This is a genomic window from Bacillus sp. MT94, from assembly GCF_058792475.1.
Map to the genome: position 1 here is coordinate 112,765 of NZ_JBXAEZ010000005.1, position 11,610 is coordinate 124,374.

General features: G+C 34.2%; 11 protein-coding genes and 3 other annotated features. Of the genes, 2 read left to right on the top strand and 9 right to left on the bottom strand.

The features are described 5' to 3' along the window. Positions 1-4: 4 nt before the first annotated feature. The 3 genes from aroC to AC1Q51_RS18775 all read right to left on the bottom strand — a co-directional run bounded on the left by aroC (position 5) and on the right by AC1Q51_RS18775 (position 6,846). On the bottom strand, positions 5-1,177 hold the full coding sequence (gene aroC / locus AC1Q51_RS18765) for a chorismate synthase (protein WP_001269431.1): 1,173 nt from the start codon (positions 1,175-1,177) through the stop codon (positions 5-7). 53 nt (positions 1,178-1,230) lie between these two features. Next, positions 1,231-1,450 (bottom strand) — a binding site (T-box leader). Positions 1,451-1,459: 9 nt separating this feature from the next. After that, positions 1,460-2,536 carry a bifunctional 3-deoxy-7-phosphoheptulonate synthase/chorismate mutase gene (locus AC1Q51_RS18770; RefSeq protein ID WP_001273575.1) on the bottom strand — a complete coding sequence of 359 codons (1,077 nt, stop codon included), beginning with the start codon at positions 2,534-2,536 and terminating at the stop codon, positions 1,460-1,462. 194 nt (positions 2,537-2,730) lie between these two features. After that, positions 2,731-2,966, bottom strand: a binding site (T-box leader). Positions 2,967-3,020: 54 nt separating this feature from the next. Continuing rightward, positions 3,021-3,256: a binding site (T-box leader), on the bottom strand. Positions 3,257-3,363: 107 nt separating this feature from the next. Then, positions 3,364-6,846, bottom strand: a complete 3,483-nt coding sequence (locus tag AC1Q51_RS18775) for a DUF4020 domain-containing protein (RefSeq protein WP_110496967.1) — start codon at positions 6,844-6,846, stop codon at positions 3,364-3,366. Between the two features lie 181 nt (positions 6,847-7,027). Here AC1Q51_RS18775 and AC1Q51_RS18780 point away from each other — a divergent pair, with 181 nt between their 5' ends. After that, on the top strand, positions 7,028-7,465 hold the full coding sequence (locus tag AC1Q51_RS18780) for a YndM family protein (RefSeq protein WP_000997702.1): 438 nt from the start codon (positions 7,028-7,030) through the stop codon (positions 7,463-7,465). A gap of 150 nt (positions 7,466-7,615) precedes the next feature. Here AC1Q51_RS18780 and AC1Q51_RS18785 read toward each other — a convergent pair whose 3' ends face one another. Genes AC1Q51_RS18785 through AC1Q51_RS18795 form a run of 3 tightly spaced genes read right to left on the bottom strand, consistent with a single transcriptional unit; the run spans position 7,616 to position 9,046 of the window. Continuing rightward, positions 7,616-8,146 (bottom strand): cysteine hydrolase family protein, encoded by a 531-nt coding sequence (locus tag AC1Q51_RS18785; protein ID WP_016081173.1) that lies wholly within the window; start codon positions 8,144-8,146, stop codon positions 7,616-7,618. Positions 8,147-8,188: 42 nt separating this feature from the next. Next, the gene (locus AC1Q51_RS18790) at positions 8,189-8,728 is read right to left on the bottom strand and encodes a GNAT family N-acetyltransferase (protein WP_000898784.1); all 540 of its coding nucleotides are present in this window, start codon (positions 8,726-8,728) and stop codon (positions 8,189-8,191) included. Between the two features lie 12 nt (positions 8,729-8,740). Further along, positions 8,741-9,046, bottom strand: a complete 306-nt coding sequence (locus AC1Q51_RS18795) for a YfzA family protein (protein ID WP_000502339.1) — start codon at positions 9,044-9,046, stop codon at positions 8,741-8,743. A gap of 99 nt (positions 9,047-9,145) precedes the next feature. Between AC1Q51_RS18795 and AC1Q51_RS18800 the strand changes: the two genes are divergently transcribed. Then, entirely contained in the window at positions 9,146-9,670 is a 525-nt protein-coding gene (locus AC1Q51_RS18800; RefSeq protein WP_074625439.1) for a kinase, read from the top strand. Between the two features lie 18 nt (positions 9,671-9,688). On the opposite strand, the gene AC1Q51_RS18805 is transcribed toward AC1Q51_RS18800, so the two are convergent. The 3 genes from AC1Q51_RS18805 to AC1Q51_RS18815 form a co-directional block, all read right to left on the bottom strand. After that, on the bottom strand, positions 9,689-10,363 hold the full coding sequence (locus tag AC1Q51_RS18805) for a hypothetical protein (protein ID WP_000151352.1): 675 nt from the start codon (positions 10,361-10,363) through the stop codon (positions 9,689-9,691). 51 nt (positions 10,364-10,414) lie between these two features. Further along, a complete protein-coding gene (locus AC1Q51_RS18810) occupies positions 10,415-10,837 on the bottom strand; it encodes an SMI1/KNR4 family protein (protein ID WP_000665935.1) in 423 nt (140 codons plus the stop codon). Between the two features lie 313 nt (positions 10,838-11,150). Continuing rightward, positions 11,151-11,610: 3D domain-containing protein (locus tag AC1Q51_RS18815; protein WP_492331639.1), on the bottom strand; the 460-nt coding region annotated here is incomplete at its 5' end.

Sequence of the window (11,610 nt, forward strand, 5' to 3'; positions counted from 1 at the left end):
TTTATTAAAATTCTTTTGCGTAGTTATTGTGTTGCATAATGTTTTGTTTTAATAATTCCATACGATCTTTTCCGAATTGTTCGACTAGTGCATCTGCAAGTTCCCATGCTACAACAGATTCAGCTACTACACCCGCTGCTGGTACTGCGCAACTATCAGATCTTTCAATACTCGCTTGGAATGCTTCCTTCGTATCAATATCAACGCTTGCTAACGGTTTGTATAATGTAGGAATTGGCTTCATAACGCCTCTTACGACAATTGGCATACCTGTTGTCATACCGCCTTCTAAACCGCCGGCATTATTCGTTTTTCTCGTGTATCCTTTTTCTTCATCCCACAGAATTTCATCATGCACTTTACTTCCTGGTTGTCTTGCCGCTTCAAAACCTACGCCAATTTCAGCACCTTTAAATGCATTTATACTCATAATTGCACCAGCAAGTTTTGCATCTAATTTACGATCGTAATGAACGTAACTACCAACGCCAATTGGCATACCTTCTGCAATAACTTCCACAATACCACCTATTGAATCTCCGCTACTTTTTGCGTTGTCAATCGCATCCATCATTTCTTGCTCTACTTCTTTATCTAAACATCGAACTGGTGAGTTTTCAGTTATCGTTTGAATTTCTTCAATCGGTAAGTTTGAAATATGTTTTGCTTTTACTCCACCAATTTCAAGAACATGTCCTGCAATTTTCACGCCTAATTCGCTTAAAATTTGTTTTGCAACTGCACCAGCAGCTACACGAACTGTCGTTTCTCTTGCAGATGAGCGCTCTAATACGTTTCTTATATCACGATGACCATATTTAATTGCTCCATTTAAATCCGCATGTCCTGGACGTGGTTTTGTAATTGTACGTTTCATGTCTTTACTTTCTTTTTCAGAAATTGGCTCAGCACCCATTACTTTCGTCCAATGTTTGAAATCATCATTTTTTACGATTAACGTAATCGGTGATCCAAGTGTCATCCCGTGACGAACACCACTTACAATTTCAACTGTATCTGTTTCAATTTGCATGCGTCTTCCGCGTCCATGACCTTTTTGTCTTCTTAATAATTCTTTATTAATATGTTCCGCCGTAAGTGTCAAACCTGCTGGTACACCTTCTAAAATAACTGTTAACTGCGGTCCATGTGATTCTCCAGCTGTAATGTATCTCATTTCTCTTGCCCCTTTACTATTTTTTTGTACAAAAAAGTCCCTACTGAGCGCTCAGTAGGGACGATGTTTATCGCGGTACCACCCTAGTTGTAGACAACTGTCGTCTACCTCTCTTCTTCTTTAACGATCGTTTGACCGTCTTCCCCTCCATAAGTTGTCGAGAAAGATGCTCCAAGGCTGTAATTCATGCTTACCTTTGTACTGATTCACACCAGCCATCAGCTCTCTTTAACAGTGAGATAAGCACTACTGTTTCCTCTTCAACGCATATATAATATGGAATTAAGATAATTTATTTTTGAAACCTTTTAACTCATCCATGAATCTATGGAATTCTGGAATGTCCATTTGTTGTGCAGAATCTGACAATGCAACTGCTGGATCTGGATGAACTTCAGCCATTACTGCATCTGCGCCAATTGCAAGTGCCGCTTTCGCTGTTGGTAATAATAAATCTCTGCGTCCAGTTGAATGTGTTACATCAACGATAACTGGTAAATGTGTTTCTTTCTTTAAAATTGGTACTGCAGAAATGTCTAATGTGTTACGTGTTGCTCTTTCGTATGTGCGGATACCACGCTCACAAAGAATAATTTGATCGTTACCTTGCGCAATGATGTATTCCGCTGCATTAATGAACTCATCAATTGTTGCTGCTAATCCACGTTTTAATAATACTGGTTTGTTAACTTTACCTACAGCTCGTAATAAATCGAAGTTTTGCATGTTACGTGCGCCAACTTGAATTACATCAACGTAGTCTAATGCCATTTCAACATCGTTCGGATTTAAAATTTCACTAATAATTGCTAAGTCGAACTCGTCTGCTACTTGGCGTAAAATTTGTAGTCCTTCTACTCCTAAACCTTGGAAATCGTATGGAGATGTTCTCGGTTTGAATGCACCACCGCGCATTAATTTTAAGCCTTGGTCTTTCATCGCTTGCCCTACTTGACGAACTTGCTCTAAGCTTTCTACTGCACAAGGTCCCATGATGAACGTTTGTGTTCCGTTTCCAATCAATTCACCTTTTACATCAACGATTGTATTTTCTTGTTTCTTTTTACGTGATACTAGTAACGCTTTACGGTTATCATCTTCTTGTAACTCTAAGCTTGCTTTGAAAATCGTTTTGAAAATATGTTGAACTGTTGATGTTTCGAATGGTCCTTCGTTATGCTCTGCGATCATATCAAGTACTTCACGCTCACGTACTGGATCAAAGCGTTTCGTACCTTGTACTTGCTTTTGTTCTCCAATTTTTTGAACGATTTCACCACGTTTGTTTAAAAGGTGTAATAGTTGTAAGTTAATTTCATCTACCTGTTTACGTAATTGATCTAATTCATGATTTGCCATTTGGAAATCCTCCTCTAATGTTTTAAAAGTATAGTAAGAGAATAAAAGATTCTCTATTTTCTGAACTGGTTAATTATACAAATTTATAGTGGAATCGATACCTCTTCTTATTTTAAACTAATAATTCGTACAAAGACATGAACTACTAGTTAAAAAGCCACTTTTTTGTACAAAAAAGCCCTACTGATCCAATCAGTAGGGACGATATTTATCGCGGTACCACCCTAGTTGTAGACTTCTTTCGTCTACCTCTCTTCATTGTTAACGATCATCTGACCGTCTTTCCCTTCATAAAGACAATACTATCTTTACTACGAAAAAGATGCTCCAGGACTGTAATTCGCTCTTGTTTTTGTACTGGTTCGCACCAACCACCAGCTCTCTGTTACAGGGAAACAACAACTACTGCTTTTCCTTTCAATGCATGACTATTTTATTTTCAAGTTGGACCACTAAAATACAAAAAGTCCCTACTGAATAAATCAGTAGGGACGATATTTATCGCGGTACCACCCTAGTTGTAGACTAACTTTCTGTCTACCTCTCTTCACTGTTAACGATCAATTGACCGCTTTTTCCTCATAAAGACAAACTATCTTTATTACGAAAAAGATGCTCCAAGACTGTAATTCATGATTATCCCTGTACTGGTTCACACCAACCACCAGCTCTCTGTTACAGTAAGACTAACCACTACTGTGATCTCTTCATTGCACTTTGTTTATTCAAATGTTTTTGAAATTGAATAAGTATGATTCGTATTATAGAACGCTTTTCAAAACACTGTCAACAACTTTTTATATATTTTTTAAAATTCCACTTTCGTCCTATAATTCTTCTTGTAAATCACCCATTACAATTCCTATGCGAATTATTTCATTTTCTAGTAAATGTAAAACATATTCCTCTACTCCATACTGAACTAATAATTCTTTTATTTTTATGATTTCTTTTTCAAATAAAACGGCTTCTTGACATGTTTGTAGTAAAATAAAAAACACATTTGCAAACATTTCTTTATGCGCTTTCATACTTTCTTTCTTATGAAGCATTTCAATCAATAACTGCTTCATTTCCTCACCTGTACATTTACCATTTACACTTGAAAATGCACGAGACATAATACATAATCCTTTTTCTAATATTTCATCCATGTATAAAATAATACGTAAAAGCATTACATATTCTCTCGCTGTTATCTCACCCATTTTTGGTCGTTCTCGCAAAAATACACTGAGCCAAGCTGTCCAAAATTTTTGTTGTTCTTTTACACTTAATGTTTTGACGTAATAGCATAAAAACTGCATAAATTTAATTTTATTTTCTTCATTTTCTAATACGAGTAAAGGGTATAACCAATCTGTTTTTTGCTCCCAATATAGTACACATTTAATAAATACAAAGCTAAGCCACTTCAAGAAAGCTTCCCTCGTATGCGGATGTAATACTTCCAAATGTTCTATCGCATACTTAATAAAACGCTTCATTTCTGTAAATAAAGGTAAATTTATTTGCGTGTAACATAAACCAGCCCATGCATATTCCGTAATTTCATTTTGTTTTTTTAAATCTAAGTATGGTAACAAATATTTTCGGCACCATTGCTTTTCAATATGATATAGAAATGTAATATCTGCTATTAAACGAGCAAACATAAAGTTTGTTCGTACTGAATTAACTCTTACTTGTTCTTCAAATAAAAATAAATATTCATATACATTACGATCGTATAAATGATCATATGATAACAACTTTAATAATACAGCCGTCATTTTTCCAACAGGATGCTGAATTGATTCATTGTAAAAATCTTGTTTTCCAAGCTTAAAATCCGTATCACTCTTCATAACTTGAGGAAACACTGAAAAAGCAAAGCGTTTTACAACACGTATACTATTCTCTTCTAACTCTTCTAGTCGATTACTAATTTCATATAGAAAACTACTAATTAACCAATGAAAAGCAGTATTTCTAACAAATTTCTGCAATAACGGAATAATTTTTTGGATTTGATCATTTGTCAATCCTCTGTTATTTCGCCATTCTCTAATACAAACAAACCATACTTCATTACTTATTTCTTGCACTCCTACTAATTGATATGCGAATGAAATACTCCACTCCGTATTCAATTTACATGCTTTTGATAACATCTCTAAAAAATGGCGTTGTTCAAAAACACCATCTTGCGAAAATTGCCGAACTTGCTTCATAATTTCAACATCTTTCAGCTGCAATAATCCGTCAGCTGTTACATTACAAGTAATGCTTTGCGCTGTATCCTCTTTCTTTTGTACACTGTATTGTTCAGAATGAAAATGAGGATGCTTTTGCTTCATTAACTCATACCCATTTGCCGTAGATGGACTATTTGAATCACACTTGAATAATAAGTCTAATACGAGACATGCATCAAATACTCTCTCTTCTGTAAGACGCTTTATTACAGTTCGAGTGACTTCTTCTTTTGTTTTTTCCAAACAATTTGCATAATGACTTTTTAAAAGTTGGAAAACTTCGTGTTTATAAGTGAAATCTAAAAGAAGTCCTTCATGTAACAACCATTTCATTTTGTCATCTACACGAACAAAAATATTTTTATTCATCGCATCAATTGCAATTCGCTTTTGAAGTACACTATTCGCTTCTATCATTTCTGTAATATAATAATCCGCTTTTTTCTCATTGTTTTCACATAAATAAGTTAGACACTCTTTTACAATTTGTATTAAAAATGCAAGATCATTTTGATGAAACTCTTTTTCTACATCTTCCGTATTTCTTTTTTTCAGTGCCGTTTGTCTTAATGACAACATTCTCAATTTTTCTAATCCAATCATCATAATTGGAACAGCATAATAGGCGATATATGGCCTCATCTTTTCATTCCAAATTTGCTCCACATGAGAAAATGTTGATACTGGTAAGCGACTCGATTCCTCGAGTTCTATTGCTTCTTGCGTATCATTTCCCCATTTTCTTACACGTTTCAACTTCAGCTTTCCGTCTAAAATAAAAGTTAGTAACAATAACGCAATTTCCTTATGCTCAGGAAAAGAACATTTTTGCAGTAACTTAGAAATCTTTTCTATAGAGCTACTATCTTTTTCAGCAGTTTCTAATAAAAGGAGTGTCCACCTGGCAAACAACAATGGGTCCATCTTACTCTTCGTTTCGTTTAAGTAGTTACAAATTGTTCTCCATAATAACGGTGATATTTTAGAATAGTTTTTATAAATTAATTGAAATAATTCTATCTGATGACTAAAAAGAAATTGTTCCACTAACCATTCTGCAAGTAATTCATCTACTTCATTATAGTTTGGCGTAAGCATAAACAAATTTTGTAATTTACCTTCTGCTTCTAACCATTCGACCCATTCATAATCGTGAGCAAATTCCACAAAGTAACGAACTGTTTCAATTTTTTTAATTGATTGCTTTATGTATGATAATTGTTCCTGTTCTACTGACGGGGGAACCGTTACAATATCCCGAATACGCATTCTTTTCGTAATATAATTATCACCCATTAATTCCGCCCAGCGTTTTACCGCTTTTACGAGGGATTGATGATTATTCACTTTATTCGGATACACAATCGGTCTTATCCCCAAATGTTCCCAGTGGTACGTATTTTCTCCTTGTGCGACGAAAGCAAATCGTCTTGTACTTGGTGGTAAACCAGTTGCTAAATATTTCATTACTGGGTCATTATGACTATATCCAACGAATAAAACGGTGTAATTTGAGAATAGATCGACTAAAAATCTTCTCGCCCACCCTTCCGTTAAGTAAGCCCTTCCAAAATCACCGTCTGTTAAAATTAAAGCCTCTTTCTCCTGTTCTACATTACCATGTATATAAGCAAGACCTTTAAAAGCTCTCCCAGTCGGTAAAGCTGGAGCGTAATAAACATTGATATCTCTATTTATTTCTTTAATTGCAGTTGTAAAATGTTGATCAAAATTTGTTGTTACAATGCGGATATCTGTATCTAAAGGAAATAACCTTGGAATTGCATAATGTAATGGATTCGGTTTTGATTTCTCTATATGAACAAGATCTCTTGCGACTTGATGTACATCTTTTGTTTTCGCAATTTTACCAAGATAATAATCATGTGGTTCTGTTATTTCACGCTTTTCGACATATAACGTTTTTGCAATTTCATCAACTAAATCATCAAAATTTGGTAAGTTTGATTTCCCTTTCATAGAAACTCCCGCTCCAACAAATAACACTAACTTTCCTTGCTCAATGTGATCAATTAACTCATCTGGAATTTCTACTTCTGAAGTAATCCACATCCTGGATTCCCCCTTACCTAAAAATGTCATACACTCTCATTTTACTATAACATTTTTTCGTTATTTTTATAATATTTAGACTAAATTCCGAACATGAAAAAGTTTTATGTAAATAAATCCGTTACAATGTATGAACTCCAGAATTTATTGCAAAACTATGTATAAATCGGAGGTGTAAATTTTGAATGATTTCACAGTAGTGCTTATCAAGTTTATATCGTGCATTATCGCATTTAGCATTGGGCTTGCTTTATTTTTCCCTGCAACGTTTGTTCAAATTATTTCATTCAGTCTCTTTGTTACAATCGTATCCTACATGTTCGTTGATAAAATTATTTTAAATCGAATTGGCAATACTGGTGCCATTATGTCGGATTTCTTATTAACATATTTAAGCGTATGGATTTTCGGTAATATTTTATTAGACAACTATATGCAAATTGCATGGGGCAGTATCCTTTCTGCCATCGTCTTCACTTTATCTGAAGTAATCGTTCATCGCTTCTCTAACTCTCATACAAGGCACAACAATGATAACATTCGTATTAATCGCCGCTTTGCATATGGTACGGAGTTTGCTGAAGAACAAAATATATTGGATAAAGACAAGAAGAAGTAACATTTTAATGCAGGAGCGCCCTTTTTAATTATGTGGTGCTCCTTTTTTGTATATTTTTATTATGGTACATGAAATTATATAAACGATTATTTCAAAATATCGACTTACCAACAATATTTGACGCTATTTTTCTAATAAAAAAACTGCCTCTTATTTAGAGGCAGCCACTTTCAAGTCTTTTAATGCAACAACATCCGCAAACGCTCCCAATACTGCGTTATGATGTTTCACAATATCTTCAGCACGTAACACTTCTGCATCAAATGTACTATGCGCATCACTAACTAACGTTACTTTATATCCTTCACTACATGCTCTGCGCGTTGTCGTATCTACACAATACTCTGTTTGCATTCCCGAAAGAATAACGTGTTCAATTCCTTTCTCTTGTAACACTTCGCTTAAGTTTGTCTTATGGAATGAATCTGGCGTCGTCTTTTCAACAATATCATCCCCTTCTTGCGGAGCGATTGTTGCATGGATTCGCCATCCATCCGTACCTTTTTCTAACGGATGGTCTTTAGGACCGTTATGTTGAACATAAATAACTGGAATATCATTTGAACGACATTCCCCAATAAGCTCTTGCAATGTTTGTAAAAATTTTTCCCCATTATGTACTGGCATTCCAGCTGTATACATACCGGCTTGCACATCAATTACGATTAATGCTTTTTTCATTTCACACAGCTCCCTTCGTTTATATAAGCCATTGCATATTCATTATAATTGTTTGTATTCCATCATCCAACAATCTTCTAGTTCCCCCTCATGCAGCTCATGTTCCTTTAAAATCTTTACTTTTTTAAATCCGCATTTTTCATAACACTTTATCGCTCGTTCATTATTTACTTTCGGATCCATTGCGATTGCTTCTGCTCCCATTTCACCCATAATGTATGTAATTGCTGCCTGAACGAGTTTTTGTCCAATTCCTTTTCCCCAATAGACTGGTTCACCGATAAATTGATCCATTCCCCATACATTTTGTGATTCTTTATAGCCATATATCGCTTTCCACTCTGAATCAACTGGGTACATTTGTATGTAACCAATCGGAACGGTATCAAATTCTATTAAACATCTATTTTCATTACTGTTTGGATTATGCATAAAATGATCAAGCACCTTTTCTACAGATTGCGGATTATCTCGCCCTTCGTAATACCGCAGGACTGCTGGGTCCGTTAACCATTTAGAAATGATAGCTGCATCATTTTCCATTACGTATCTAATCAATAAACCTTCTTTTTGAAAAAGCATATTATACCTCTATTATTCCTTTATATTTTTTCTTGATGTTACATCTTTCATTGCACCTACTAATGCATATGGTAGTAATGTAATCGCAAAAAATGCTGTAAATACGTTAAATTGCGGGATTGTATAGAGTGTGAACCATTCAGTGAAAAATTGAGAATTTAATATTCTATTAAAAAACTCTCCGCCTGGCCTAAAGTTTGGTGCCCACGCAGTTATTTCACACAAAATAAACAGTAACTGAACAATAAAAAATGCCCCTAGATAACGAAACCAAGTCCGTTTCCATATAGGTTGTGCATTTTTTAATATATCCCCCATCTAATCCCCTCCTTAAATATCCATCATATTAATTATACACTTTCCTCACTTTATTTGTTAAAATTTTCTATATAATTAATACCGTTGGGGGAATACATTATGTCTAAACCTATACTTACATCCACTTTAATCATTCTTAGAGGAAACTCCGCAAGTGGTAAAACAACGATTGCAAAGCAACTACAAGAACATTTCGGACAAGGTACACTTTTAGTATCACAGGATGTTGTGCGTAGAGATATGCTTAGAGTACACGACACAATGGGTAATTTATCACATGATTTACTATTTGAAATTACAAAGTACGGAAAAGGAAAATGTGAATTTGTTATTTTAGAAGGTATATTGGACAGTCGCAGGTATGGTGAGATGTTAAAAGAATTAATTCGTTATTTTGATGAAAATGCATTTACATATTATTTTGATTTATCATTAGAGGAAACTATTAGACGACATAACACAAGGGACAAACGATATGAATTTGGTGAAGATTCCCTCCAAAAATGGTATAATCCGCACGATACAATTGAGGTTGCCAGAGAAACTATTTTTACAGATAACTTTACGCAAAAAGATATATTTGATGCGATTCTTAATGATGTTGCGATACAAAAACAAGACTAATATAATATGTTAGTCTTGTTATGTACTTTGTGTTTCCGTTTTTATAATTGAACAATCTTTACATAAATAATAGTATATATTCATTTCCCCAAACTGGAAATCAACTACTGAAATAAGTTCACGTTCCTCGATATCTTGTGTAATTGTAGCAACATACTTCATCTCTTTAGAACAAGTTGGACACGCCAAATGCTCTGGAAGATCCGCATATAATGGTGCCCCTAATAATCTACATACATATTCAGAACCGAACAAGTCAAAAGCTTCCCAGTAACTATCTTCATCTGTAGGTATATCTTCATTTTTCATATTTATAAGCTTTACCGTTGTTTTTGGTAATGAAACTGGTAACTTATCTTCCTCTTCCATTATCCATTCTTCTGTATTTTGCTGCTTTATGATTTGAACTGTTTTACCTCCATCACTTAACTGAAAATATTGCGGTTCCCACACCATCGCGCAGTTCAAGCATGAAACGAATGGTAAAATATTTAGTTCATTACTTTTAAGTTCAGCAAGTCTCCCATCTTTTAAATCAAAACAGAGAATTTGATGCATCTTCTCACCGCATAACTTACATACTGGCAAATTACAATCTTGACCGCCAAAGTAATGATTATATGAACCTCTTCCTTCAATTACTCTATACCCTTTCCGCTCATTACAATGTGCGCCATATAATTCTATTGTCATATTCTATCCTCGCCTTTATAAGAATGATTCACAAAATGATAATAATTAAGACTAAAAAACATCGTCTTCCTGAATAGTTTCCATAATAAATTCTTTTAAACTCGGAGATATTTCTTCCATTTCGTCATCCGCGTGATACCAAATATATATTTTATCATCCATTTTTCCATTATTTATTTTAAAGCACAATTTATCCCCTGAACCATCGTCACCAATTATGATAAGATTTTCTGGTATAGACTCATCTCTCATGTCAATGTTTTGTCTAACAATATCATCCCAAGTTTTCGTTACATTTCTATTATCTTTAATCGGATATAGTATCCATTCCCCTATTTCAGCATTATTAACTAATTTAATAAGATCCCTATATTGATTTGGGAAAGCAGCACCTAGCTTTTCTTCCGTTTCTTTTATTTGCAACTCCAATACACCTTGTTTCTTTGTTTCAATATATTCTCTTACTTCTTTCATGAAATACACCTATCCTTTGAACTTAATTACACTATTATGAGTGAAAGTGTTTAGTAAACGATTTGATCCGATTTATATATTTCATTATACGTTAACCCTTCGTTTTCAACATACTATTCTTCTCTACTTCTCAATAACCTTCTGTTCTACTTCCTTACCTCATTCTTAATAGTTTTTCTAAACATGAGACAATTTTTATGTTTTATTACAGGTTTATTAATAAGTCATTTAAAAATCCTATTATACTTCCACTAAAAAAATAAAAGCCAGCCTCAATAAAGAGAACTGACTTCTATTTGGATCATTATAGTTACTATAAAATTTTTACTTTAACAGTTTTTCTTCCCCAATTCATAGCTTTACTTTTTGACCCCATTAATACATCAATACGATTACCTTTAATTGCGCTTCCAGTATCACCAGCGATAGCTTCTCCATAACCTTCTACCCATACTTTAGATCCTAATGGGATTACTTTCGGATCAACTGCGATAATTCTCATATTCGGATTTGCCGTTAAATCATGCCCCATCGCAGTTAAAACGCGTCCACCATATGTACCATTTTCACTTGGATCAGCAGTATACGCTGTCGCTACTACCGTTAATTCACGTTTAGCAGACTGTATATTGTTTTGTGATACTTCTTTCGCTCTCTCTTCTTCTTTAGCCTTTGCTATTTCTCTTGCTATTTCTTCTTCCTTAGCTTTTGCTATTTCTCTTGCTTTTTCTTCTTCCTTAGCTTTTGCTATTTCTCTTGCTTTTTCTTCTTCT